Annotated in this window: 19 protein-coding genes; 13 read left to right on the forward strand and 6 right to left on the reverse strand. The window is 44.5% G+C overall.

The window, feature by feature from the left end; translation table 11 throughout:
- Nucleotides 1–94 precede the first annotated feature (94 nt).
- The 9 genes from A3K86_RS13990 to A3K86_RS14030 all read left to right on the forward strand — a co-directional run bounded on the left by A3K86_RS13990 (nt 95) and on the right by A3K86_RS14030 (nt 13807).
- A complete protein-coding gene (locus A3K86_RS13990) occupies nt 95–1411 on the forward strand; it encodes a DUF945 family protein (protein ID WP_068332148.1) in 1317 nt (438 codons plus the stop codon).
- A 350-nt stretch (nt 1412–1761) separates the two neighbouring features.
- On the forward strand, nt 1762–2178 hold the full coding sequence (locus A3K86_RS13995; RefSeq protein WP_068332151.1) for a CBS domain-containing protein: 417 nt from the start codon (nt 1762–1764) through the stop codon (nt 2176–2178).
- 184 nt (nt 2179–2362) lie between these two features.
- On the forward strand, nt 2363–3829 hold the full coding sequence (locus A3K86_RS14000; RefSeq protein ID WP_068332155.1) for an MATE family efflux transporter: 1467 nt from the start codon (nt 2363–2365) through the stop codon (nt 3827–3829).
- A 465-nt stretch (nt 3830–4294) separates the two neighbouring features.
- A complete protein-coding gene (locus tag A3K86_RS14005; protein ID WP_068332158.1) occupies nt 4295–5710 on the forward strand; it encodes an SLC13 family permease in 1416 nt (471 codons plus the stop codon).
- 207 nt (nt 5711–5917) lie between these two features.
- Nucleotides 5918–7252 (forward strand): ATP-binding protein, encoded by a 1335-nt coding sequence (locus A3K86_RS14010; RefSeq protein ID WP_068332610.1) that lies wholly within the window; start codon nt 5918–5920, stop codon nt 7250–7252.
- A 9-nt stretch (nt 7253–7261) separates the two neighbouring features.
- On the forward strand, nt 7262–7735 hold the full coding sequence (locus A3K86_RS14015) for a response regulator (RefSeq protein ID WP_068332161.1): 474 nt from the start codon (nt 7262–7264) through the stop codon (nt 7733–7735).
- Between the two features lie 411 nt (nt 7736–8146).
- Nucleotides 8147–8821 carry a TetR family transcriptional repressor PsrA gene (psrA, locus tag A3K86_RS14020; RefSeq protein ID WP_068332615.1) on the forward strand — a complete coding sequence of 225 codons (675 nt, stop codon included), beginning with the start codon at nt 8147–8149 and terminating at the stop codon, nt 8819–8821.
- A 52-nt stretch (nt 8822–8873) separates the two neighbouring features.
- Nucleotides 8874–11150 carry an acyl-CoA dehydrogenase gene (locus A3K86_RS14025; RefSeq protein ID WP_068332164.1) on the forward strand — a complete coding sequence of 759 codons (2277 nt, stop codon included), beginning with the start codon at nt 8874–8876 and terminating at the stop codon, nt 11148–11150.
- 572 nt (nt 11151–11722) lie between these two features.
- On the forward strand, nt 11723–13807 hold the full coding sequence (locus A3K86_RS14030; protein WP_068332167.1) for a methyl-accepting chemotaxis protein: 2085 nt from the start codon (nt 11723–11725) through the stop codon (nt 13805–13807).
- A 111-nt stretch (nt 13808–13918) separates the two neighbouring features.
- Here A3K86_RS14030 and A3K86_RS14035 read toward each other — a convergent pair whose 3' ends face one another.
- On the reverse strand, nt 13919–14404 hold the full coding sequence (locus tag A3K86_RS14035; protein WP_068332170.1) for a hypothetical protein: 486 nt from the start codon (nt 14402–14404) through the stop codon (nt 13919–13921).
- 386 nt (nt 14405–14790) lie between these two features.
- Between A3K86_RS14035 and fabV the strand changes: the two genes are divergently transcribed.
- Nucleotides 14791–15993 carry an enoyl-ACP reductase FabV gene (gene fabV, locus A3K86_RS14040; RefSeq protein WP_068332172.1) on the forward strand — a complete coding sequence of 401 codons (1203 nt, stop codon included), beginning with the start codon at nt 14791–14793 and terminating at the stop codon, nt 15991–15993.
- 113 nt (nt 15994–16106) lie between these two features.
- Here fabV and A3K86_RS14045 read toward each other — a convergent pair whose 3' ends face one another.
- The 4 genes from A3K86_RS14045 to A3K86_RS14060 all read right to left on the reverse strand — a co-directional run bounded on the left by A3K86_RS14045 (nt 16107) and on the right by A3K86_RS14060 (nt 20736).
- On the reverse strand, nt 16107–17453 hold the full coding sequence (locus tag A3K86_RS14045) for an ATP-binding protein (protein WP_068332174.1): 1347 nt from the start codon (nt 17451–17453) through the stop codon (nt 16107–16109).
- Nucleotides 17450–18124: a response regulator gene (locus tag A3K86_RS14050; RefSeq protein ID WP_068332176.1), complete on the reverse strand. Its 675-nt coding sequence runs from the start codon at nt 18122–18124 to the stop codon at nt 17450–17452. The genes A3K86_RS14045 and A3K86_RS14050 overlap by 4 nt, the downstream gene beginning before the upstream one ends.
- A gap of 349 nt (nt 18125–18473) precedes the next feature.
- Nucleotides 18474–20156: an aspartate:alanine antiporter gene (locus A3K86_RS14055; protein ID WP_068332178.1), complete on the reverse strand. Its 1683-nt coding sequence runs from the start codon at nt 20154–20156 to the stop codon at nt 18474–18476.
- A 316-nt stretch (nt 20157–20472) separates the two neighbouring features.
- Nucleotides 20473–20736 (reverse strand): GrxA family glutaredoxin, encoded by a 264-nt coding sequence (locus A3K86_RS14060; RefSeq protein ID WP_068332181.1) that lies wholly within the window; start codon nt 20734–20736, stop codon nt 20473–20475.
- Nucleotides 20737–21296: 560 nt separating this feature from the next.
- Between A3K86_RS14060 and A3K86_RS14065 the strand changes: the two genes are divergently transcribed.
- The 3 genes from A3K86_RS14065 to A3K86_RS14075 all read left to right on the forward strand — a co-directional run bounded on the left by A3K86_RS14065 (nt 21297) and on the right by A3K86_RS14075 (nt 24600).
- Nucleotides 21297–22499 (forward strand): iron-containing alcohol dehydrogenase, encoded by a 1203-nt coding sequence (locus A3K86_RS14065; protein WP_068332184.1) that lies wholly within the window; start codon nt 21297–21299, stop codon nt 22497–22499.
- Nucleotides 22492–23217 carry an oxygen-insensitive NADPH nitroreductase gene (gene nfsA, locus A3K86_RS14070; RefSeq protein WP_068332187.1) on the forward strand — a complete coding sequence of 242 codons (726 nt, stop codon included), beginning with the start codon at nt 22492–22494 and terminating at the stop codon, nt 23215–23217. Before A3K86_RS14065 ends, nfsA begins: the two co-directional genes overlap by 8 nt.
- Nucleotides 23218–23322: 105 nt before the next feature.
- Nucleotides 23323–24600, forward strand: a complete 1278-nt coding sequence (locus A3K86_RS14075; RefSeq protein WP_068332189.1) for a hypothetical protein — start codon at nt 23323–23325, stop codon at nt 24598–24600.
- Between the two features lie 95 nt (nt 24601–24695).
- On the opposite strand, the gene A3K86_RS14080 is transcribed toward A3K86_RS14075, so the two are convergent.
- Nucleotides 24696–25862 (reverse strand): Card1-like endonuclease domain-containing protein, encoded by a 1167-nt coding sequence (locus A3K86_RS14080; protein ID WP_068332192.1) that lies wholly within the window; start codon nt 25860–25862, stop codon nt 24696–24698.
- Between the last annotated feature and the right edge of the window lie 301 nt (nt 25863–26163).

Consider the following 26163-nt stretch of genomic DNA (forward strand, 5'->3'; position numbering starts at 1 on the left):
TGTGGGTTACTTTCTGATTTATAGAGGATTCATAGAGCCTCGCGAGAGTTTGTAATACACTAACGCTAATTCTATTTATGACTCAGGGAAAATTATGTCGCTTAAGAAAATTGGCGCAATTGGTGGTGCAATTTCTGTTGCACTATGTTGGCCGATTGCTGTTGGTCAAATTGGGGAACGTATTTATTTAGATACAGTGGGAAAATACGAAAACCCTTATCTAAAAATTACCAGTGAAAGTTATGACCGTGGTTATTTGACCTCACAAGCCGTGTCACGCATCGAAATTAAAGATGAGTTTAAACCAGTATTTGAAGAAGAAGGCTTACCTACGGTTTACCACGTTGACCACCAGTTAGAACATGGTTTCTTTGGCGTGAAATCATTCAGCCAGTTAGAACTGGATGATAACGTTAAGGAGTTAGCGGCAGAGTTATGGGGAAGCGATATCCCACCTGTAACTTTTACTACTGATACCGCATTAACGCGTACCACTAAGTTTAAAGTGGTTGTTAATCCAATCGCTTATAAAGATGATTTTGGTGGTTCAGTAGCAAGTCAGCCAATGATCTTTAAAGGTGTTGTTGATGCCAAAGGTGCAGGTGAATTCCACTATCACTTACCACAATTGAATGTAACCTCTTCTGCAAATGAAACCATGGCACTACATAACTTTGCTGGTGGTGGTAAAGGCCGCATGGATGGTCAATTCTGGTTGGGTACACAACAAGCGACACTTGATTCTGTCACTTTTACCGATAGCCAAAATGACAAGAGTATGTCGCTGAAAAATCTATCGGTAGATATGAGTAATGTGCTCAAAGAGCCTGATGCCAAAAGTGAAGGTGCGGAAGAAAATACCCGTTTAACCAATATCAATGGCGTGAAGGTTGCTGAAATTGTCTCGGTTGACGGCAAGAAGTACGAAAACTTCAATTTCAGCCTGTCGTTTGCGGATCTTGATTACCCTGCCATTCAGCGTTTGGGTGCGATGAGTGATGACATTAATGAACAAATGACACTCGAACAGCAAAAAGAAGCATTACTGGCGTTAGATCTGCTGGTAGCGAAAGGGCTGTCATTAGCGGTTGATGATCTTAGCGTAACCACACCAGAAGGTGATGTACGCAGCTATGTACGTTTTACTGTATCTCCTGGTTTAGCGCGTGCTTCACAAAGCGTTGAAAAAATTGCGGAAAAACTGACAGGTGCCATCATGCTTGAGGTGCCAAAGGCATTGGTTGAGAAGAACCCTGTGGCAGCTGAACGTGTGAAAATGATGGAGCAAGCGCAAATCGTTGAAGTTAAAGACGATAAGTTTGTACTTAATATGCAAGTGGAAGGCGATAAGGTGATCCTAGCAAATGGTGATCAGCTACCACTGGGTATGTTGTTCATGCTGTTTATGTAACACAGATACCGTTTGTTATAGCTAAGGTGTAATAAGGTCGCCTTAGCACAGTAACGCGTTATTGTGGTGCTTTGCTCTCTTAGGGAGTTAGGCGCTGTGATAGCGCGTTTTTTGTTTTTATCGTGTAGTGCACCTTCTTTTTTCATCAAGCAATAATGAGATGCTTGTCTTAATAGATAGCCTCTATTGATGAAATTCATTATTTGCATTTAGTAATTTGAAAGAAATAGACGACACTTAATGTCAAGAAGGTTACTTACAAAGCATGACCTTGGATGGTAGTGAGCATCGTCAAATAAGCTTAAAGCTCGCTCATTTTTTCTCTGCACACATAGGGTTTAGGGGGATGCATGGAATCGTTAAAAGTTAAAGACTATATGAATATGCGCCCGGTGACATTTGATCCGAGTCAGTCGCTTTCTGCGGCGCTTGATAAGCTGTTAACGGCGAAACAAATTGGTGGTCCAGTGATTGATGCAAACCGTCAAGTAGTGGGCTTTTTATCAGAACAAGACATGATCCAAAAGCTGATCAAAGTTGGTTATCACTGCCAAGATACACACACAGTAGGTGAGTGTATGCGTGATGAAGTACTCACAGTTTCTCCTGAGAGTTCTATTATCGAATTGGCAGAAACCATGTCTGGGCAAAAACCTAAGATTTATCCTGTTGTTGAAAACGATCAGTTAGTGGGGGTGATTACCCGTCGTGACGTGTTAACCGCTATTAGTAATCAGATTGGTGATTGTTTTAAACATCCAGTATGATTCCACTCAATAATAAACCCAATCAAAATGATTGCTGATTGGGACAATAAATTTGGTATTCGACTTAAGCACAAATCAATGAATACTTTGCTTATATTTAGTAGTTATTGTGTTTTTCGATGATTAAGTTGTTTGTAAAAGGCGCTTTGTGCGCCTTTTTTGCCATTGGAGAGGAAAAGGCAGGATGAGTGAACAGCAAGCGAAGTTTGTAACTGGGTCGCCGATGCGGCATATCGCCGTGATGTCGGGAACCGGGGCAATAGGATTAATGGCCCTGTTTTTGGTCGACCTTGTCGATATGCTGTTTATCAGTATGTTGGGCGAAGTTGAACTTGCAGCTGCAATTGGCTTTGCTGGTACATTGGTTTTTTTCTCTACTTCCGCCTCTATTGGTACCTCGATTGCAATGGGGGCTTTAGTCTCACGTGCACTAGGGGCTAAGCAACGCGAACAAGCGCGTAGTATTACCGTTAATGTCATGATTTTCGCTTTTTTGATCAGCTGTGTGCTGGTGACATTAATGATGTGGCAGTTACCTTTACTGCTTGATTTGATTGGCGCAAAAGGAGAAGTAGCGAAAGCCGCGACCTCTTATTTGGTGATTTTGCTACCAAGTGCGCCAATGATTGCGATTTCGATGGCTGCGGGGGCGGCATTGCGTGGTGTGGGTGATGCACGGCGCTCCATGATTGCGACCCTTATTGGTGGTGGTGTCAATGCCGTGCTGGATCCTATTTTCATCTTTGGCTTTTCTCTGGGTATTGAAGGTGCAGCCATTGCGTCGGTATTTGCTCGGTTGTCGGTGCTGGTGTTCTCACTGTATGCCATCATTGTTAAGCATAATCTAGTCACTCGCCCAGATTTTAGTTCGTTTAAAGCATCGCTAGCGGGCGTATCAGCCATTGCTTTTCCTGCCATTTTAACCAATACCGCCACCCCAATCGGTAACGCATTTGTCACCAGTCATATCGCTCAGTTTGGTGAGAGCTTTGTCGCGGGTTATGCGGTGATCGGTCGTATCATGCCTGTGAGCTTTGCGTTGGTCTTTTCATTATCGGGCGCTGTGGGGCCAATCATTGGCCAGAACTTTGGTGCTGAGCGTTGGGATCGGATCAACCGTACCTTGAAAGATGCATTGCTCTTTACTTCGGTTTACTGCGTGCTGGTTTCTATCGTGCTGTGGTTACTGCAAGATCATTTGATTAGCTTGTTCAGCCTGCAAGGGGATTCGGCATCGATGATTGTCGTGTTCTGTAGCTTTGTTGCCGTGACCTTTATCTTTAATGGCGCTTTGTTTGTTGCCAACGCAGCCTTTAATAATCTCAACCGTCCAACTTGGTCGACAGCTTTGAATATGGGTAAGGCGACCTTAGGGACGATTCCATTCGTTTATGTGGGTGGCCAATTAGCTGGTGCTGGTGGTGTGTTGATAGGTCAAGCCGTGGGCTCGATAGTATTTGGTGTACTGGGCTTTGTATTAGTGCTACGTCTGGTGAACAACATGTCTTGCGAGCACGAGAAAAAACAGCAAGAAGTGGAAGTATTGGAGCCCAATGTTCCAATGACACCATTTTGTTCATCTCGTACTTACATGGGACAAGAAGACGTATTGGAAGAGTCGCTGACCAGTGAACAACAACCAGCGAAGTAACGCTTTATTCCTGAGTGAATAATGCTTCTCGATAAAGACCTAGCTTGGCTAGGTCTTTTGTTATCTGCAATGTTAAAAATGAGTTTACGCTCAGGCTTTCAGTCACTAGGTTTGATTTGTATAACAAATCAAAAGAGAAAAGGTGATATTAGTCACGCTATCGAAATATTTGTGATCTAAGTTACTATTTCTTACTCTCTCATCGCACTAAAAGTATTAATCAAGCCTGTTTACTCTGTAAAAGTGTGATGAAAAAAATCTTCTATTTCACAGGTTTATTGATCTAATCCGGTGTAAATGCTGAAGTATCATCGCAATATATTCCTTACTACTAAAGTATTAACTTGCTTGGTTTGATGTCACAGGATATCAAGCTGAGAAATTGCAAACTTGGCCTCTAAGTCACTGTTTGTTTTTCCTGTTTGCAGCACACATTAGTTTTTTGTTTTAAGGGAATAATCAAATATGCCTCAATATTTTCGCTACCTGATCCCCATCTTGATCCCTGTGGTTATTTTATTGCTACCAGCATCGGCGTTTCCGGTTGAAGGGCTAACCATTATTCAGCAACGTGTGATTGCTATCTTCTTACTGGCAGCTTTGTGCTGGGTGCTTGAGCCGATCCCAATCTACGCTACTTCTGTGGTGATCATTGTGCTCGAATTGTTGTTACTGTCGGATAAGGGCTTGTACTTGTTCCGTTTAGATCACGGTCAGGCGCATTTCGGTGAGTTGTTATCCTACAGTGACATCATGGCAACCTTTGCTAGCCCAATTATTATGCTGTTCTTGGGGGGCTTCTTTTTGGCAATGGCGGCGACTAAATACCGCTTGGACGTCAACTTAGCGCGGGTGCTACTCAAGCCATTTGGTACCCAGCCTAAATACGTAATGTTCGGGTTAATGCTGATCACTGCAGTGTTCTCTATGTTTATGTCGAACACGGCGACTACAGCCATGATGTTATCTATCTTGGCACCAGTGATTGCTCTGTTTGGCGATCGCGACCCAGGTAAAATTGCCTTCGCGTTGTGTATTCCGGTGGCAGCCAATATTGGTGGTATTGGTACCCCAATCGGTACCCCACCGAATGCGATTGCCCTTAAATACTTAACGGGCGAGAACCTGATTACCTTTGGTGAGTGGATGATGTTCGGGGTGCCGTTTGTCGCGATCTTACTGATGTTTGCTTGGGTACTGATCAACCTTTTATACCCAGCAAAGCAAGAGAAAATCGAGCTAACTATTAAGGGTAAATTCCTTAAAACACCAAAAGCGATCACGGTTTATATTACTTTTGCCCTAACCATTATTCTGTGGTTGATGGGTTCAACTCACGGTATGAACTCGTACACAGTCGCTCTGATCCCAGTCGCCGTTTTCTCACTTACTGGCATTATCAATAAAGAAGATCTGAAAAAGATTTCGTGGGATGTGTTGTGGTTAGTATCGGGTGGTATTGCGCTTGGCTTGGCGTTGGATCAAACCGGTTTGGCGCGTTTGTTAGTTCACAGTATTCCATTCGATAGCTACTCACCGTACGTGGTGTTGGTGGGCTCGGCGATCTTGTGTTTGACGATGGCAAACTTCATGTCTCATACCGCGACTGCCAACTTACTAATGCCAATTATGGCGGCATTGGGGACTTCGATGGCGAGCCTAGTGCCACTGGGCGGTGAAATTACGCTGATTCTGGTTGTAACGTTTGCAGCATCGCTGGGCATGTCACTACCAATCAGTACGCCACCAAATGCGTTGGCACATGCAACAGGGCATGTTCAGAGTAACCAGATGGCGCGTGTTGGCGTGATTATTGGTGTGGTCGGTGTGGTGATGAGCTTTGTTATGATCTGGATCCTCCACGCAGTGAATTTCATTTAATCATCTCAACCCTAATTCACAGTTTGGCGTGTAAAAATACGCCAAACTGGGATTGAGTTGTTAGTTCATGGAGTTGAAATGCCATCAGTGAATGAATCACAAAAGCCCCTTGTTGATGATGCTCATGAGCCTATTGAGACTGAGCCATTAAGCCCGTCTGAGTTAATCAAACAGGCAAACGCAGAGCCGCCTAAGTTGTTGCCCGTAATGGAGCGTTCGGAAGTCGTACAACGCATCATCAAAGTGTATTTCCAAGATTCCAGCCGTACTAAGTTGGTAAAAGCAGGTACGCAGATCTTAAAACAAGATGGCTTTAACGATCGGTTGTACTGGGTTAAAAGCGGAGAACTATCAGGGTATTTAAGTAACGATAAAAAAAGCCTGACAGCCAAGGTATTTAGTGTGGTGCCGGGGATGTTCTTTGGCGTTCACAGTTTCTTTGCGCAAACCAAACAAGCATCAACCACAGTGATAGCCGAACGCGATAGCGTCCTGACTTGGATAGACCTCGAGACTCCAGCCGTTGATGTCGAAACTTATGGTTCGCTTAGCGAGCAGTTTATGCCAGTCATGATGCATGAATTAGCGCAGCGGCAAATGCTCACAGGTCTGCAAGCGATTGAGAAAGAAAAAGCGCTGCAAAAGCTGTATGCCGCAGAACAAATGACGACCTTAGGGCAATTAGCGGCGGGCATTGCTCATGAGCTTAATAATGCGGTCGGTGTCCTGAGTAGTAAAACGGAAAGCCTCCAAAACGCCATCTGTCATTTCTTAGAAGAAAACCAACCTGAAGTTTCTCCTTTCCTCGATTTAGGGATTTGTGAAGGTCAGTCTGTTACCTCAGCCCAAGCCCGCAAGCGCGCCAAAGAGTTGCAAGAAAAACATGTGCTCAGCCGCGATCAAGCTCGTCAGTTAGCACGTGCTTTGCCTCAAGGTCATATTCCCGATTATTGGCTTGCCAATTTAGATCAAGCGCTGCGTTATTGGGATGTTGGGCGCGATCTCCACGATATGCGCTTAGCCGCCAAACATGCGGCAAGTATCGTAAGGTCGGTTAAGCAATTGGGGGGGAGCGAGCAAACTAAGCAGCCTGATGTCGATGTCAACGATACCATTCATAAGTCGCTGGCATTGCTGCAAAGTAATTTGAGGCGGGTGAATGTGACATTACGCCCAGCGGTCATTCCCACAATTACCGCTAGCGCCACTGAGTTAGTACAGGTGTGGGTCAATATCATTAAAAATGCTTGTGATGCCATGGAGCATACCGACGAGCCCCAAATCGAAATAGTCACCCGATATTCCAAGAACCGTTTGATGATCACCATCAGTAACAACGGCCCCATGATAGACGAAGCCACTCGTCGCAAAATCTTCCAACCCAACTTCACTACCAAAAAAGGCGGATTGTCGTTTGGTTTGGGGCTCGGGCTATCGATTGTCCAACGCATTATCCATAGTTACGGCGGTACGATTGCGCTGAAAAGCGATCAGGAAAAAACAAAATTCAGAATCAAACTGCCAATAAATAGCAATTTGTAAGGAAGAGTTATGGAAAAACTAAACATCATCTGTGTAGATGACCAAAGGGAAGTGCTGAGTGCGGTTTTAAAAGATCTCGCACCTTTGAATGATTACTTCCATGTTGAAGACTGTGAATCTGCTGATGAAGCATTAGAGTTGATGGACGAGCTCGATGCGGAAGGTGAGTTTATTGCTTTGGTGATTTCCGACCACGTGATGCCGGGCAAGACTGGGGTTGAGTTGCTTACTGAAGTGTCTCAAGATGCCCGTTTTCGTGCCACTAAAAAGGTGTTGCTAACAGGGCAGGCGACCCATCAAGACACAATTGCAGCGATTAATCGCGCACGTATTGAAAGCTACTTTGAAAAGCCGTGGAAAGCGGATGCTTTGTTGACGACGGCGAGAAGTTTGATCACTGAATATGTGTTCGACATGGGGCTAGATTACCAACCTTGGACTGAGATTTTGGACAATACTGTCGTATTTCGCCGTTTGAGTTAAGGTGAATCTCTGCGACATTGAAATCTCATCGCCCAAAATGAAAGAAAGCCTGTCTATATGGCTAGACAGGCTTCGAAGAAAGTCTTCTAAGAAAAAGCAGTGGCATAATATATGACCTGCTTTTTGACTGATTGTTCCCGTGAAGTTGAGAAATTTTATAATTTCTTATTTCTGGTTTTAATTCTTATCTTTGCACTTCTCTCCTTACTTTACCTATCTTCATTGACGCGATTTCATTCTTGGGGTCACCAGTGTTGTTATCGCTTCTTAAGCTTGTGCTTTCCTTTCGCTTTTCCTTGGGGGGGATCACGGGATCTGTGATCCTGACAAAGGGCGAAAAGTGTTTATTACTTGTTAAAAATTATAATGAGTTGTAAAGTTCAAACATGTGTTTAATACGGGTGAATGAAAATGGCAGTGAAAGGACAAACAAAAGCGCGAATTCTGGATGCCGCTGAACTGCTGTTTGCTGAGCATGGTTTTAATGAAACCTCGCTGCGAACGATTACCAGCAAGGCAGGGGTTAACCTAGCGTCAGTGAACTATCACTATGGCGATAAGAAAACGCTGATCCGTGCGGTACTTGACCGTTATTTAGAACAGTTTGTGCCAGTATTGATTCAAGAGCTGGAAGCTTTATTGTCTCGTGATGAAATAACCATGGAGGAGGTTTTTCACTGTATCAAACGTCCATTAGTGGAGCTTGATGACTTCCGCCCTTACGGCGCCAGCATTTTTATGTCTTTGATTGGTCGTGGGTATACCGACGTCCAAGGTCACTTGCGCTGGTTTATCATCAATCGCTATTCCGATGTACTGAATTTGTTTACTAGTGCCGTTTGCCGTGCAAACCCTTCTTTGGATCCTGAAACCCTGTTTTGGCGACTGCACTTTACCCTTGGCGCCTCGGTATTCACCATGGCCTCAAGTACCGCTTTGCGTCAAATTGCCGAGAATGACTTTGCTTGTAAAGTCACAACGGCTGATTTGATTGATCGTCTGGTGCCATATTTGGCTGCGGGCGTTGCTGCACCGATAGAACAAAGTTTGTCGCTAGTATGCGATGAACCAACTGGAACTCTGTAATGCTGACCTAGAAATAAAAATAATCGATAGATGAAACAAAAGGACCTGAAACATGAGCACTTTATCAAATATGCGACAACGCTATCTTAGTGATCCCGCTTTTAAGATGTTTAAAAAAGTGCTGCCACCACTATCCGAAACTGAGCGTGAAGCGATGGAAGCCGGTAGTGTCTGGTGGGATGGTGAACTGTTTGGTGGGTCTCCTAACTGGAATACCTTACTGAATTATCCAAAACCTCAGCTCACGGATGAAGAGCAAACATTTATCGACACCAAGTTAGAAACTCTACTTGCGATGTTGGATGATTATAAGATCGTACAAGAAGATCGCGATCTGCCACCTGAAGTGTGGGAATACCTCCGTAAAGAAAAATTCCTTTCACTGATCATCGGTAAAGAATACGGCGGGATGGATTTCTCTGCCTTAGCCAATTCAACCATAGTCACCCGTATTGCAACCCGTAGTTTGAGTGCGGCTGTGTGTGTCATGGTGCCAAATTCACTTGGTCCCGGTGAGCTGTTGGGGCACTACGGTACTCAAGAGCAAAAAGACTATTGGTTACCACGCCTAGCAAACGGTGAAGACATTCCGTGCTTTGCCTTAACGGGGCCAGAGGCGGGCTCTGATGCTGGTGGTATCCCAGATCAGGGCGTTGTTTGTTATGGCGAGTACCAAGGTGAAGAAGTCTTAGGTATTAAGCTGAACTGGGATAAGCGTTATATCACCTTAGCACCTGTTGCGACAGTGCTTGGTTTGGCATTTAAACTGCAAGATCCTGACGGCTTAATCGGGGATAAATCGGATTTGGGGATCACTTGTGCCTTGATCCCAACAAGTCACCCAGGTGTTGAAGTTGGTCAGCGTCATGACCCGCTCAATATGGCATTCATGAACGGACCGACACGCGGCAAAGATGTGTTCATTCCTATCGAATGGATCATCGGCGGTAAAGAATATGCTGGTCGTGGTTGGCGTATGCTGGTGGAATGTTTATCGGCTGGTCGTGGTATTTCGTTGCCTGCGCTTGGTACGGCAGTGGGGCATATGACGGCTCGTACAACAGGTGCTTATGCCTATGTGCGTAAGCAGTTTGGTATGTCGATTGGTAACTTTGAAGGTGTCGCTCAAGCGATGGGGCGTATTGGTGGTTTCACTTATATGTTGGAAGCATCACGTACCTTAACAACCACTTCATTGGACCAAGGTGAAAAGCCAGGAATTATCACCGCTATTGCTAAATACCACATGACAGAAATGGCGCGAACCATCCTGAATGATTCGATGGATATTCATGCTGGTCGAGCGATTCAGTTAGGGCCTAAGAACTATCTTGGTCACCATTACTTTGGGATGCCAGTAGCAATCACAGTGGAAGGGGCCAATATTCTAACCCGAAACTTGATGATCTTTGGTCAAGGGGCGACACGCTGTCACCCGTATGTTCTGGCTGAAATGGAAGCAGCAGCGAATCCTGATGTACAAGAAGGTAGTAAAGCGTTCGATACCTTGCTGAGCAAGCACATTAGCTTTGCCGTTGGTAATGTGGCGAAATCGCTGCTCAATGCCTTTAGTGGCTCGCGCTTTAATCGAGCACCAGTCAGTGGTGAAACCGCGCCCTATTATCGTCATTTATCACGCATGAGCCGTGCACTCGCCGTAGCCTCGGATTTTGCGATGCTAAGTCTTGGTGGTGAGTTAAAACGTCGTGAACTAGTTTCTGCGCGTTTAGGTGATGTACTGAGTCACCTTTATTTGGCGTCTGCGACCTTGAAACGTTTTGAAGACGAAGGTCGTCAGCAAACTGATCTGCCAATGGTGCACTACGCACTTCAACATTGTTTACATCAATGTGGCGTCGCGTTTGATGAAATCTTCGCTAACTTCCCTCGTAAAGGAGTAGGGCGTTTACTGCGCACCTTGTTATTCCCAATAGGTATTCACTACAAAGCACCAAAAGATGAAATCACCGTCAGCATTGCGAAATTGTTGATGAAGCCGGGAGCACATCGTGACCGTCTTACTCATCTTTGCTATATCGGCAATAAAACAGGGGATCCGATTGCGATCATGGAGCGTGCCTTTATTGCCTTGCAAGAAGTGAAACCTTTAGATGCTAAGTTAACTCAAGCGGTGAAAGCTGGGGATATTCCTCGTAAAGCTACGTTAGCTGAGAAGCTTGTTTTAGCGAAAGAGCAAGGTTTATTGAAGGATGCTGAAGTTGAACAGATGGAAAATGCGGATGAGTTACGTCGTATTGCCATTTCGGTGGATGACTTTAATCCAGAGCGATTTTCGAGCTTAACGCTAGAGCCGGGTAAAGCGGCGTAGTGAACAAATAAGCTATTTTATTCAGTGATATGTAAAGTGCCGCGTTTTTACGTGGCACTTTTATTTGTGTCAGTTTAGAAAATAACCGTTGTTTTACTCTGCTGTTATCACTCATTTTTTATTAATGCCAGTGCATATTATGTGGCGCTTATTCACTTGCAATCGTTTATTTCAATTTGACCGCATGACATATTCACCTGGTGAATGAGCTGTTTGGGTGTAATCAAAATCAAAATACTTTTTTGAGCGTAATAACAAATGCAATATTGGCAATTAACATTGCTATTTTTGAATTGTATTAAGTTAACGAATATAAAAAATTAAAATTAGTGCTGTGAGTCAATATCATCCCTTTTTTTATTTATATGACAATAGTGTTTTGTGGGAGCTATTTCTCTATGTTAGCGTTTTCGTGAAGATAAATTCTGCTTTTATTGTTAAGGGCGTCGCGTTTGCGCCTTTGATGTAAGTTTGAATTTCACAAACAGACCTCATTTTTTAAATCTAGAAATAATTATGCGAAAGATTGAATGGTGAGGTAATAAAAAATATAAAACCAAAAAGGGATTGATATGCAGTTCTCCAGTATTAAACAACAGATAATGTTGTTTGGTGGGGCGAGTTTGCTAACTGTTACACTCGCAATGGTAGGTTATAGCCACTTCAGTGGTAAAAACTTACTTAATGAATTAGATAGATTAATTTTAACCGATGCAGAAAGTGCCTTGATTGAGCAGTTAAGCCTGTCTGCTGAGGTAGAAGCCGATAAAATCAATATCGTGTTTAACGAGGCAATTGATATTGCGACGAACTATGCGCAATCGTTTAGTGGGCAAGACCCACAAATATCAAGAGAGGCGTTAATTCAGTTAATGGGTAATACCATTAATAATACCGAAAATATTATCGGCATTTATTCCGCATGGGAATTTGATAAATTTAATGGTCAAGCTCGAAATTATATCAACGATAAGTACTCCCAGCCGAATGGATCTTTTAGTCCTTACTATAACCGCTCGCCTTCTGGTGAAATTGTATTAGAGGCTTCTTACCCTTATTACAATTACAACTTAAATGAAACCGGTGTTCGAGATTCCGAGTGGTATTTATGCCCGATGGAAAAGAAACAACCCTGCGTAATCGACCCTGCCAGTTATACCATTCAAGGTGTATCAACTTTAATGAGTTCGTTTGTGGCACCTATATTACGTGATGGTGAATACGTAGGTATGTTTGGGGTTGATTACTCGCTCGCGTTTCTCCAATCACTCGCAAATAACACGTCGGCTAACTTATTAAATGGTCAGTCTCGGGTCATTATTTTAAGTGCCGCTGGCATTATTGGTGCTGACAGTGCTAAGGCGGGTAATGTTGGTAAGAATATTTCTGATACTGAATTAGAAACCTTCTTAGCTTCTCGTCAGGCGGGGGAAACGATCCACCAAGGTGACGATCTGATTGCAACGGCTGAATTTGAAACCAGCGGTACCCATACTCAATGGGAAGTGATTGTGATTGCCCCTGAGGAAATCGCCCTTGCTAACGCTCAAGCAATAGTCGAAACCGTGATCACACGTTTCTCTGATAACTTAACCGGACAAGCTGTCGTTGGTTTCTGTGCGGGTCTGTTTGGCTTAATTTTGATGTGGTTTGTATCACTATCCATAGCCTCGCCTATTAGCGTGCTTGTCACGCGAGTGAAAGCGCTAACGCAATCGGGAGGGGATTTAACCCAATATATCGATATTGAGCGTAAGGACGAAACAGGACAGCTTGCGAAGCATCTTAATACCTTTATTGGTGATGTGCGTGGCATTGTTAGTGATATTGCCGGCTCTGTTGGCTCGTTAACCGAAAGTGTGTCAGCGACCGCTGCGGTCGCGTCACAAGGTCAAACGAACATCATGGCGCAACGCCAAGAGATTGAGCAGGTGGTGACAGCGACTAACGAGATGTCATCGACGGCGCATAGTGTGTCGGATAACGCCCAAGAAACCGCAGCAGCAGTATCATTGACTCAAGGCTCAGTGGCTCAAGGGCAGCAAGTGGTAGAGGCTAACGCCAGTGGCTTGCGAGATTTGTCGCAAAATGTTCAGCAAGCGACGCGGGTGATTGAAGAGCTAGAGATTAAAACGAACGATATCGGCAGTATTTTGGATGTGATTCGTAATATCTCAGAGCAAACCAATTTACTTGCGCTTAATGCCGCTATTGAAGCGGCGCGTGCTGGTGCTCAAGGGCGCGGTTTTGCCGTAGTAGCGGATGAGGTTCGTAACTTAGCAACGAAGACTGCGGATTCAACAGATGAAATTCAGACCATGATTGATAGCCTGCGCGGCAGTAGCAAAGAAGCGGTTGCGACTATGCAGAAGAACCGCGAGTTAAGCAGTTTGTGTATGTCTCATGCTGAAGAGGCGGTCAAAGCCTTGGACGAAGTCAGCGTTCAAAGTGGCAAAATCCAAGATATGGCGCATCAAATTGCCAGTGCGGCAGAAGAGCAAGCGGCGGTGACGGAAGAAGTGAACAGAAGCATTGTTGCGATTAACGATGCCGCGGAAGAAATCGGGCAAGGATCTGAGTTATCACAACAAGAATGTCAGAAAGTCTCCGGCTACACCAATGATGTGAGCGATAAGATCAGTCACTTTAAGTTCTAATTTGCGCTTATTTTTTGCAACTACAGTGTGAAACACGTTAATAAACCTCTGGCAGTGCCAGAGGTTTTTTATTGCCACCTTAAAACTACCGCTTTGAACAGTGGTGATTGTTTATTCTCTAACAGACTCTTTTAAGTTTGTTTGTAGGTATAGCAAGCAATTGGCTGCTGATTGCCGATTGTTCGTTTTGATCGCGTTGATCGAAATGTATGCGATATTGGCAAAGGAAGTCTCGTTGAGATCTTCAAAAGGCAATTGACTGCAATCGTCTGGCATTCCGCGCTCAGCGGTTGCATCTGGGTAGGCGTGGGTAACGACATCGGCGTATTTTTGAAGCTCTGTTGCAGGGAGATTTAGAACATCAAGGTTAGCTAATATATCTTGAGAATATGCGAGTCCATATTCATTGAAGGGGATGCCAGCAATATTGGTTGGTGCGATGACTCGTGCGGAGTCAGCGATGTCGGGAAAATTCCAATTAGCTGGTGTGGGGATGTTTGGTTGGGCGTGAACATTTAGGGCGAATAGCCCTGCGCAAAGTAATAAAGCCTTTCTTAATCGCATTCGTTTTATTCCGTCGTAAAGTAAGTTCACCATTGCTCTTCCACCTCAAAGCTATATTTCTGGTGTTGGCGTTAATTGGTTAAATATGCTGTCAATTAAAAACACTGTTCCATATTAATGCTAGATCACATATGAATAGTATCTTGCGAGTAGTATTTTGCGACTAAGGTTGTGTAATCAGGACAGAGTGCGCTATGACCTTGTCTTCTATACCCAGATAGCAAGTCATTGGGTAAAACATAAGGGAAGCCGAGCTCGTGAAATGTGGGAAAAGATGGGAATAAATCAGCGAAAAAGTACAAACTTGCATCAATAACACCTCCAACCACTGCCATTTTTAGCCATTTATCGCATAAATCTAATGCGAAAAAGTCAGTAACCTTTTATCCTTACTGGCAATTATGTAAGGGAAGTTGAAAATGATCATCAAACCTAGAATTCGTGGATTTATTTGTACAACAACGCACCCAGTGGGTTGTGAAGAAAACGTCAAAGAGCAAATTGCTTACACTAAAGCACAAGGCCCTATCGCTAATGCACCTAAGCGTGTACTTGTTGTAGGTTCTTCAAGTGGTTACGGCCTATCATCTCGTATTGCTGCGGCATTCGGTGGTGGTGCATCAACTATTGGTGTGTTCTTTGAGAAGCCGGGTACAGAGAAAAAACCGGGTACAGCAGGTTGGTACAACTCAGCAGCATTCGACAAGCTAGCGAAAGAAGAAGGTCTTTACTCGAAGAGCTTGAATGGTGATGCTTTCTCACATGAAGCAAAACAAAAGACCATTGATCTTATCAAAGAAGATCTCGGTCAGATTGATATGGTGGTTTACTCACTGGCATCGCCAGTACGTAAAATGCCTGAATCAGGTGAAGTTGTTCGCTCAAGCCTAAAACCTATGGGTGAGACTTACACAGCGACTGCGGTTGATACTAATAAAGACGTATTGATCGAAGCAAGCATTGAACCTGCAACTGAGCAAGAAGTGGCTGACACTGTTACTGTAATGGGCGGTCAAGACTGGGAGCTATGGATTAACGCGCTTTCTGAAGCGGGCGTACTAGCTGAAGGTTGTAAGACTGTTGCGTATAGCTACATTGGTACAGAAATTACTTGGCCAATCTACTGGCACGGTGCATTAGGTCAAGCGAAGATGGACCTAGACCGCGCAGCGAAATCGCTTAACGAGCAGCTATCTGCAACTGGCGGTTCTGCAAACGTTGCTGTACTTAAGAGTGTGGTAACTCAAGCAAGTTCTGCAATTCCAGTAATGCCACTGTACATCGCAATGGTATTTAAGAAGATGCGTGAAGAAGGCGTACACGAAGGTTGTATGGAGCAGATTCACCGCATGTTCACTCAACGTCTATACAAAGCTGACGGTACTGCACCAGAAGTTGACGAAGAAAACCGTCTACGTCTTGATGACTGGGAACTTCGTGAAGACATTCAGAAGCACTGTCGTGAGCTATGGCCAAACGTAACAAACGAAAACCTATTCGATGTTGCGGATTACCAAGAGTACAAAGACGAGTTCTTGAAGCTATTTGGTTTCGGTATTGAGTCTGTAGACTACGAAGCCGATGTAAACCCAGCTATTGAGTTTGATGTTCAAGACATCTAATTAACAGCTTGCAGTTGACTGCGAAGTAGATACTAAAAAACCGCCAATGAATATTGGCGGTTTTTTTATGGGCATAGCTTAGATAGCTTCAACCTAATCGAACCTAAACGTAACTAGTGTTTTGGTAGACGAATAATGAAAGCGGCACCTTCTAAAGTTGAGGTTTGCACATGAATACGACCTTGGTAGCTGTCGACCAATTCATGGCAGACTGACAAGCCAATGCCTTGCCCTGGATTGAGCTGATCGGCGCGTACTCCGCGTTGGAAAATAGCTTCACGCATGTCTTCACTCACCCCTGGACCATCATCTTCGATTTTGATGATGTAATGATCAGGATGTTCTTTGACGCTGATCTGCACTGTGCTGATACAAAAACGGTAAGCATTTTCTAGCAAGTTACCCAATAACTCCATCAAGTCACTGCGATTGATTGGCAGCTTGAGCTTAGGGTTGAATTTGTATACCAGATTCACTTCTTTATCCCCGTACACTTTGCTAAGCAAACGATCAAAGCTATCAAGTGAGGGTTTCAGCTCAGTTGTTTCTTTTTGCAGACCTTGCTGACCCATCATGGCACGTTTTAACTGGTACTGAACTAGCTCATCCATCTGGCTGATTTGCTCAACAATACGTTGATTGAGCATGTCGCGAGTTAGCTCTTTGTCGTCTAGTAAAGCATTGGTTGCCGCTAAACGGGTCTTAAGACTGTGCGCCAAATCATCCATTGCATGACGGTAACGACCTTTCTGATCTTCCGTTATGCGGATCAAGCGGTTAAGTGCCGAGGTGATCTCTTGCAGCTCCATCGGGTAGTCTTGATCGAGCTTTTTACGTTTCGATTCACTCATTTGATCCAACTGCAAAGCAAGTTTGCGCAGCGGTTGGAAGCTCCAATGGAACGCAGCAATCAAAAAGGCAATCGCGATCAGAACAAAGAGTCCCAAATAAAAGGTGGTGCGTTTATGAAGTTGAGAGAGAGCAGAGGCGTAATCATCACCGGAACGAAGTACCACAAGGCGGAACGAGTTACCGTCTTCTTTGTGTTCGCTACCTAAGCTGGAAGCAATGAAGTTGACGTTGTCATCATTGGTTACTAGGTGAGGGGCGAGTAGCTCATGGGGCACTTTACTACAGATGTTGTAAAGGTTGGCTTCTTTAGCATCATCGGACAACCACACGGTTTCTGCTTTTTGATTACAGACCACCGACATGTAGTCGGTTTCCGATGGGTCAATCGAGCGGATCCACTTATCAACGTCTTTAATCAAGCCTGCCCTATTTAGCTGGGCAACCACCATTGGCATTTGCGCTGCTAGTTCAGATGAATACGCAGCGATGTAGCTTTGGGTGTAAAGCTGATTGATCACCCCAGCCAAAGCCGAGGTGATAAGCACGATGATGGCCACCGAGGTAACCAGTACTCGGCGGCGCAAACGTGGCTGAATAATCTTACTCATTGAGCATGCAACTCAAAGATATAGCCTTGTCCACGAATGGTGGAAATAGGGTTATCTTGGCCTGTTTTGACAATCTTCTTGCGTAGGCGGCTGATCATCACCTCAATAGTGTTTGGATCGCCTTCTTGATCTTCGTATAGCACATCCAGCAAACGCTGTTTTGATACAACTTGACGGCTATGGCGCATCAGGTACTCAAGTAAATCGTATTCAAATGCCGTGAGTTCCAGTGGTTTTTCATCCACGTAAACTTGCTTCGCGAGTAGGTCGACACGGATTTGCCCAGCTGACATTTCAGGTTTTACAAAACCTGCACTGCGGCGAACGAGTGCGCTAAGGCGTGCCACCATTTCTTCTTTTTGAAATGGTTTTACGAGGTAATCGTCAGCACCAGCTTCTAAGCCAGTTACTTTGTCTTGCCAGTTTGAACGTGCCGTTAAAATCAAGATCGGCAGGCGTAGACCTTGCTTACGCATGTCTTTGATTAAGCTAATGCCGTCACGATCGGGTAAACCGATATCAACAATCGCGATGTCGTTCGGGTAGTTCTTTGCGAAGAATAGCCCTTCTTCAGCAGTATCAGCACACTGAACTTGGTTTCCTAATTCGGCAAGCTGGGATTTAAGGTGATGGCTAAGGATTGGGTCATCCTCGACGATAAGAATTCGCATAATAACAGTACCCAGATATTTGAAATGTATAAGTATGAATATACTGAATAGATAATAACCTTGCGAATATCAGCATGTTAAATATGTGATAGCTTCAAGGTTTTCTCAAACTCGCGCTTTAGTAATGTGTAAACAATCAGCAATTCTAAGCAAAGCGCATTCAGTATGTCTTGGTAAATACTCATTCCATCAATTGTCTAATTGATTCACAGCAAGAGTAAGAAAATTAATGGAATAAGTATAAGTACTAAAGTGTAACTGCTACGACTGAATAGGGGCTGACTTTGTGAAAAGTCAGCCCCTATGGGAAGTCTCGTATTAAAAATCGAGAAGGAATAAGTAGTTAGTGCTAGTTGAGGATCATGATCAGCGTACCCGCTATCGTTAGCAGGACGTTGGCAATGGCATAAGTACCCGCATAACCTAATGCTGGAATGGTACTGCGTGCATGCTCGTTGATCATATCCATCGCAGGTGCACAGGTACGTGCCCCGATGATGGCACCAAACAGTAGCGCGCGGTTCATTTTCAGCACGTAAGCACCGAATAAGTACGCGACTACAACAGGTACCACACTGACCATGATGCTGGTGGCGAACACGGCAAAACCGACATCAGCGAGCGAGTCAAATAGGTTGGAACCTGCGCTCAAGCCAATCCCCGCCATGAAGACCATCAACCCGAGATCTTTGGTCATATTCAATGCCCCTTGCGGCACGTAACCAAAAGTCGGGTGGTTGGCTCGTAGGAAGCCCAGCGTAATACCTGCAATCAACAAACCTGCGGCATTACCTAAACCAAAGGCGATGTGACCAAAAGTCATGGTGATAGTACCGATCAACATCCCGATGATGAAGAAACAGCAGAATGCCAGCAAGTCGGCAATTTGACTGTGGATCGAGATGAAACCGATGCGCTCAGCTAAGCCCAATACACGGCTCTTTTCGCCACTGACCTGCAAAATATCACCCTTATCGAGCAAGATATTATGATCCATTGGCATTTCGATTTGAGCGCGTACCACACGGTTTAAGAAACAGCCGTATTCAGACAGGTTCAAGTCGGATAAGCGTTTACCCGCGATGCTGTCATTTTTTACCACGATCTCTTCTTCAACAATGCGTAAGTCGAGCAAGTCGCGGTCGAATACTTCTTTGCCGTTTCTAAAGCTAGGGTCAAGACGCGCGTGGCTGTCTGGGTAACCTACAAGGGCGATTTCATCGCCTTCTTGCAAGATGGCATCACCATCAGGGTTAGCCAGGATACCGTTACGACGAACACGTTCGATATAACAGCCGGTTTGGCGGTAGATACCTAGCTCACGCAGGTTCTTACCATCAATCCAGTTAATTAGCTCAGGGCCGACACGATAAGCACGTATGATTGGGAGGTATACTTTACGTTGAGCGACCTCACCAATCCCGCGTTCTTTTGCGATTTGTTGTGACGATTCTGCAAGGTTTTGTTTTTGCAGTTTCGGCATCAGTTTTGCCAGCACAATCAAGCTCACCAAACCGATCAGATACGACATGGCGTAGCCGACACTCAGGCTATCGACAATTTGCTGAATTGCATTACTTTCAGTAATGCCAGCCAAACCGCCGTTAAGGGCATCTTTTGCACCTACAAGAACCGGGGTAGCTGTGAGCGAGCCTGCCATTAAACCAGTAGCTAAACCAATATCGAGGTTGAGCTTATCGGCCATGGTCATGGTAATCGCGACCGAAGTCAGAAGTACCACTAAGGCGAGTAATAAGTAGTGCTTACCATCTCGGAAGAAGATACCGAAGAAGTTAGGGCCTGCTTCAATGCCAACGCAGAAAATAAACAGCATAAAGCCGATATTTAGCGCCTCGGTATTAAAGGTAAAGCCTGCATTACCTAATAGAAGGGCGGCAAGTAGAACGCCAATAGAGTTGCCAAGTTGAAGGTTAGCAAAGCGGAATTTTCCGACACCTAAACCAACAGCGAGGACGACAAAGAGCAATAAAATATCATTTTGGTGAAGCAGAGCTGCAACGTCGATATTCACAACAAATTTTCCGGAACAAAGAACACGCGAAGAGTGTGTGAAGTCTAGCCGATTTTGATGTGCGGTAATAGATTTTTCATGAATTATTTTTTGTTAAAAATACATTGTTTTTGATTCAGGAAAGTGCTTCAAAAAAACAAGAAAAATCAGTAATGAATCTTAGCCCAGTAAAGGCGTGGGTTTATGCAAATAGTGATGGAAATTCGGCGGTTTAGTGACAAAAAACTGCCTACTGATAAAAAAGAAAACCAGTCGAATGACTGGCTTTCAGAAATGCGTTGTTAGGTATGATACCTATTGGCGATTTACCGCGATCTTATTGGAAAAGACCTAGGTTTTCTTTCGCGTATGCTTCGAATTCAGTGTAGCCACCAACGTGCTCTTGATCGACGAAGATTTGAGGAACAGTTTCAACTGGCTTACCTACTGTTTTTTCAAGGTCAGCTTTGCTGATGCCTTCTGCGTGGATATCAACGTAACGGTAGTTAAAATCTTCACGCTCTTCTTTTAGTTTGTCTGCTAGGTCTTTTGCACGAACACAGAAAGGACAACCTGGGCGACCAAAAATTACAACGAACATACACTCTCTCCTTAAATCAATTGTGATCACTATATCGCGGCTTTGATGGATCAGGAAGTGGGATTTATCGCTTGTAGTGATAGATAAAACCGATTGATGATATTTTTTGCAAATGCGCAAGGTTTTAGGTTTCTGGCATCAAGCCTAGAGCATGAAATTGAAGGAAACCAAACGGCGACTTAAAAATGTGGTTGTCTTTGAAGTAAAGAATGAAAAGTAGTAGAAAAAGCCGAGCAATATGATGACAGCATTATAAATGTGACTGGGCGCCGCTTCTTTATGCGTAACTGCATGAAGTCAGAATAAAATTGTTTAATATCAATATTTATCGTGAATGTTAGATGCACTCTCAATTTGAGCACTTTTATGCAATTTAAACGCGTAATTCTGGTGGTGTGCTCACAGTAAGTGTGTGTAGTACTGCGCCAAGATGATGTGTGCCTCATCACTTAAAGCACAGCAAGAATGTCACCTCTTAGAAAAAACTAGAGTGTATTCGCATCGTATAACCAATATGCAAATCATGATGCGAATGGATTTTAGAATTGAATGGGGTAGTTATGTTCCAGTTTATGACATCAACAAGGATAGTATTCGGTGAAGGTGCGCTAAATAATTCATTCAGTACCTTGAATCAGTTTGGCTATAGCGTGCTTCTAGTGACGGGCAAAGATATGTCGCGCTCAGAACCGCTAGTCAACTACCTCAAACAACAAAACATGCGTTATCAGCAAGTTGCTGTTCACGGCGAGCCTTTGATTGCCATGATCGAAGAAATGGCAGCGATGGGGCGTAAGTTTCGCCCTGACATGGTCATAGCGATGGGGGGCGGTAGCGTACTGGACTCTGGTAAAGCATTAGCGGCGTTGATCCCCAATCAAGGCAGTGTTTACGATTACGTCGAAGTCGTAGGGCGCAATGTCCCACTGCAAGCGAAGCCGCTACCGTTTATTGCCATTCCAACAACGGCAGGTACGGGCTCTGAAGTCAGTAAAAATGCAGTGCTGCGCTCAGCTCAAGAGAACGTCAAAGTGAGCTTGCGCAGCCCTGATATGTTGCCTGATATGGCGATTGTTGATCCGACTCTCACTTATGGCATGGACCCAATTAGTTCCGCCTGCTGTGGTATGGATGCATTTACGCATTTGATGGAAGCTTATGTGTGTGGCGATCCTAACCCGCTTACCGACATGATTTGTGAAGAAGGTTTGCGTCGGCTTGCCAATGCCATTATTCCAGCTTGCGAAGACGATGATCCTCGTGCCCGTTCTGATATGGCATTTGCAGCCATGTTAGGTGGGATGGCGCTAGCCAATGCCAAATTAGGCGCGGCTCATGGGTTAGCTTCTGCTTTAGGTGGTCGCCTGCAAGCGCCACACGGATTGATCACAGCCCAACTATCACCTTATGTGATGCAAGAAAATGTGCTGGCTGCACGTGAAGCAGGGCGAGCTGATGTGCTTAATCGCTACCGTCAACTTGCTTGTTTGCTGACAGGGCGAATGAATGCTGAAATTGCTGATGGTATTACGTGGACCAAGCGCACTTTACGCCGCCTCAACCTACCCGCTGTAAGCCAATACGGCTTTTGCGATACCATGTTTGATGAGGTTGCGGAAGATGCATTGCTGTCGAATGCGATTAAAGGCAATCCACTCCCGCTAAACAAAGCGCGACTGCTGGAAATTTTGGAGCAGGTTTGTGATTGCTGCGGTGTGAAGCAAGCGCAAGGCGAGCTAAAGGACGAGAATACCCATGAATAGTACCATTGAAACCTTACTCAACCATCGCTCGATCCGTAAGTTTACCGAGCAGCCAATTTCTGAAGACACACTCACTACGATATTAGATTGTGGGATTGCAGCGTCGTCATCGAGCTTTATTCAATGCACCAGTGTGATCCGCATAACTGAGCCTGATGCACGGCAACAGCTCGCCATTTTTGCCGGCAATCAGCCCTATGTGGCAACTGCAGCAGAGTTTTTGGTGTTTTGTATCGACTTTCATCGTCACCAGCAAATTAACCCTGAAGCGCAACTTGGTTATACTGAACAAACCTTAATTGGCGCGGTAGATACAGCGCTGATGGCGCAAAATTGTTTGGTGGCTGCGGAATCTTTAGCTCTGGGTGGGGTCTACATTGGAGGTATTCGTAATAATCCAGCAAAAGTGGCGGAGTTATTGCGTTTACCTGACCATGTAATGCCGCTATTTGGGTTATGTTTAGGTTATCCGGCTCAAAACCCTGAACCAAAGCCCCGTTTGCCGCAATCATTGGTGATTCATCAAGAGCACTACCAAGCGGAATTTAACCATCAAGCTTTAGCGGAATATGACGATAAAGTAAGTAACTATTACCGCACGCGAACAGGCGGTAAAAAAGACACTACATGGTCACAACAAATAACGGAAACGTTGAATAAAGAAGCTCGTCCATTTATGCAGCGTTTTATTAGGAATAAAGGCTTTAGTACTCGGTGAGGGTCGGTTACTATTGCCGTCCGCGTTGAAATATGAATTTAGGGGCACTCCCCATTGTGCTGCGTAACTAGCAGCCAACGCTAAAATAACAATAACGGAAATAGTATGAATCCATTGCGTAAAGCAGTTGTGCTTGCATTATGCACTGCTTTATTAAACGCTTGTCAAAGTACAAGTGAGCCAACATCGCAGACAGTAGAAATCAATGCTGAAAATGCGTATCAAAGTAGCCTTCAACGTCATGAAGCGTGGGAACGTAAGCTGCAAGGCATTGAGTTTTTAGAAATTTACTCACCTGAAAAGTTCGGCTTGATGCTTTCAAGCTGGAAAAAAGCCGATGCCATTTATCAAGAGCTAGTGGCTGATCCTGAGTTAGCACTGAAAAGTTACTCTCTATTCTCTTCTGCGACCTATTTAGATCGTTTCAATGATGAAATTGAAGTGGTTGAAAAACAGATGGTGGCGCTTGAAGGCTTGAAACGGGAAGCCGACGAAGTACTTGCACCTGCGATGGCGCAAATGAAGTACCTTGATGGGCTTGATGCGAAAAAATATTACCGTTCGGAATATACTCGTATAGGGCGCTTGTATGCTCGTCTTTTCACTTATATCGATAAAGACGATTTAAACAAGGCGCGTAAAATGCAAGATGAGTATCTTGAGCGTGCGCATAGCCTTGAAGTAAAAACGGTAAAGAAAATCTACATTGCCCCGTTGGAGCAAGAGCTAGAGCAACACCGTCGTAACGATGTGAAGTATTACGCACCGCTAAGTTACAACCGAGTGGAAATCAAAATCGAAAACGGTAAGAACATCATAGATGCGACGCCGCGAGATTTTGCTGCCATTGAAGTGGCGGTGAAAGAGATCGAATTTGAACTCGCCCACGCAGCGCATATTGCGTTAGAAGTCAGTACCATGCGCGATCTGAGCAAAGATCAGCATGAAGGCTATATTCTTGAGATGGAAAACAAGCTGCTGCGTATTTCTAAGGCGCTGAATGATCAAGATTTGCGTGATCAAACAATTCGTACCCAAGCGACGATGATCACCAATAACGTGAAAGCGGCTCGTTTACAATACGTAGCTAAAACCTCGTTGAAAACTAATGAAGTCAGCCAACGTGCGACAGCGTTAGAGGCATTGGTGAAACAGCAGCAGCAGGAAATTGCAGAGTTGAAACTGCAATTAGCTACAAGAGATTTACCTGAAGCTGAGCAAGCGACTGCGAATGATGAACCTGTTCAACTGGTCTCCACAGACCATGATGGTGAGGTTGAAGGGGAGTCGGAGGTTGCTGACGTTCCTGCTGATACAGCTGGTGCCGAGTTAGCAGTTGATGCTGGAGAAAGTGGAGCCGAGGCTGAAACTCAAACCCAGTAATGTTTTTAAATTGCTAAGAACTAGAGTTAAAAAAGAGGTCGCTAATGCGACCTCTTTTTTTTATGTCTTATCTTTGTGTTTTACTCTGGCGAGCGTTAAGCGATGTTGTGATCCCAACCACCAGCACCTTTCAGCCATTGGTGGAGGTGTTGCTCTAAATCGCCTAATTGATCAGGACCAATGATAGCCAAGCCAAGGTCTTGAGCACGCACTAAATCGTGGTGACGTAATGGACGGAAGCTTACCAGCATAGCGCGGGCTTGCAGACCGCCAAGCAGATCGCGTAGTGATTCTAGTTTGTACAAGGTATCGTCACCGTCATCGCGCATGCCTTTCGTTTTACATTCGATGATGTGAAGCTTGTTATTTACCACAGTAGCAACGTCAAGCTCATTACGGACTTCACGGTCACCAATCTTACGATACACCTGAACGCCAAGTGAGTGGTCTTGAATGGTAGGTAGTTCACTCTGAATGGCTCGTACAGTACTGTGAACCAAATTCTCTAGCCATTCACCATTAGCAAAGCGGCGTGCTTCTTCATGTTTGAATGTCAGAACACCGTCTTGGTAGGTTGCTAAACCTGTTTCTTCTAAATCATTAAGCAACATGCCAAGCTCACGGTAGCCTTGTTGCTTTTCACTTAAGGCAACGGTTAAACACTGCTCTTTACGACAAGTGGTTGCCAAGTAGTTAAGTGTGGCAAGACCTGGACCTAACTCCAGTGCAGAGCTAGCCCAGCGTTGACCAAGCTCACGCAGTTGATCACTGAGTGCTTCTGGAACCAGTTGTTCCGGTAGTTCACAGCGTGCACCAAAGATGGTGAGGTAATCGGTTAGTTGAATGCGGTCTTCAACTTGTTGTTGTTCGCGGTCTGCAGGGTAAAGCCAGCACATTTCATCGCTGAAAGGTTCAATAACATAGATTGGCCAATGGAATGTGCGGAACACTTCGTATGCAGACAGAAGACGGTGACGCAGACCACAGCTTGCGTTAAACCAAACTTCAGATTGTGTTTGTTTTAGTTTTTCTGCGAGCTCGTTAAGGCGTTGGCGGATACAAGTAATATTGATCGAATCTGGGATGATGAAGAATTCTGCTTCAATATTTCGCGGCAGCAGAATAGAGGCTAAACGATCGTATTGTTCTTGTTGGGTTTGCGTGCCGATAAAAATCATTTTATGTGCTGGTACGCCATGGTCTAGCAGAGGTGTAATTAATCGAACCGGGTCTTGGTCGATAATACCAACGTGAGTAATCATAATTTCCTACCTTTTCTGTGCTTCGTTGAAAGCGACACATTGTTAGCGTTACAACGGCACGAGGTTATTTTGTAATTGTAATATGAGGCGAGTGACATAAAGAAAACCAACTAAAGAAAAAGTATCACTCGCTCCGAGCTAAATTAAAGTCGCTGCTTAAATCAAGCGTATGCAGCAAGGCGTTTTAAATAGCTCATTAAAGATATGGAGTCGCATTAGCTAAATTTCAAGCAATTACTCCGTAAATTAAACAACAAGACTAATTTGATCTGTGATTTGAACTTTGGTTATGGTTAAAAAT

Source organism: Photobacterium jeanii (assembly GCF_001650345.1).
Classification (GTDB): domain Bacteria; phylum Pseudomonadota; class Gammaproteobacteria; order Enterobacterales; family Vibrionaceae; genus Photobacterium; species Photobacterium jeanii.

Coding starts and splice junctions, on each gene's coding strand:
- psrA (WP_068332615.1), top strand. CDS start 8,147: ATGGCAGTGAAAGGACAAACAAAAGCGCGAATTCTGGATGCCGCTGAA.
- A3K86_RS14080 (WP_068332192.1), bottom strand. CDS start 25,862: ATGATTACTCACGTTGGTATTATCGACCAAGACCCGGTTCGATTAATT.
- nfsA (WP_068332187.1), top strand. CDS start 22,492: ATGAATAGTACCATTGAAACCTTACTCAACCATCGCTCGATCCGTAAG.
- A3K86_RS14075 (WP_068332189.1), top strand. CDS start 23,323: ATGAATCCATTGCGTAAAGCAGTTGTGCTTGCATTATGCACTGCTTTA.
- fabV (WP_068332172.1), top strand. CDS start 14,791: ATGATCATCAAACCTAGAATTCGTGGATTTATTTGTACAACAACGCAC.
- A3K86_RS14010 (WP_068332610.1), top strand. CDS start 5,918: ATGGAGCGTTCGGAAGTCGTACAACGCATCATCAAAGTGTATTTCCAA.
- A3K86_RS14035 (WP_068332170.1), bottom strand. CDS start 14,404: ATGGTGAACTTACTTTACGACGGAATAAAACGAATGCGATTAAGAAAG.
- A3K86_RS13990 (WP_068332148.1), top strand. CDS start 95: ATGTCGCTTAAGAAAATTGGCGCAATTGGTGGTGCAATTTCTGTTGCA.
- A3K86_RS14000 (WP_068332155.1), top strand. CDS start 2,363: ATGAGTGAACAGCAAGCGAAGTTTGTAACTGGGTCGCCGATGCGGCAT.
- A3K86_RS14015 (WP_068332161.1), top strand. CDS start 7,262: ATGGAAAAACTAAACATCATCTGTGTAGATGACCAAAGGGAAGTGCTG.
- A3K86_RS14030 (WP_068332167.1), top strand. CDS start 11,723: ATGCAGTTCTCCAGTATTAAACAACAGATAATGTTGTTTGGTGGGGCG.
- A3K86_RS14060 (WP_068332181.1), bottom strand. CDS start 20,736: ATGTTCGTTGTAATTTTTGGTCGCCCAGGTTGTCCTTTCTGTGTTCGT.
- A3K86_RS13995 (WP_068332151.1), top strand. CDS start 1,762: ATGGAATCGTTAAAAGTTAAAGACTATATGAATATGCGCCCGGTGACA.
- A3K86_RS14025 (WP_068332164.1), top strand. CDS start 8,874: ATGAGCACTTTATCAAATATGCGACAACGCTATCTTAGTGATCCCGCT.
- A3K86_RS14065 (WP_068332184.1), top strand. CDS start 21,297: ATGTTCCAGTTTATGACATCAACAAGGATAGTATTCGGTGAAGGTGCG.
- A3K86_RS14045 (WP_068332174.1), bottom strand. CDS start 17,453: ATGAGTAAGATTATTCAGCCACGTTTGCGCCGCCGAGTACTGGTTACC.
- A3K86_RS14005 (WP_068332158.1), top strand. CDS start 4,295: ATGCCTCAATATTTTCGCTACCTGATCCCCATCTTGATCCCTGTGGTT.
- A3K86_RS14050 (WP_068332176.1), bottom strand. CDS start 18,124: ATGCGAATTCTTATCGTCGAGGATGACCCAATCCTTAGCCATCACCTT.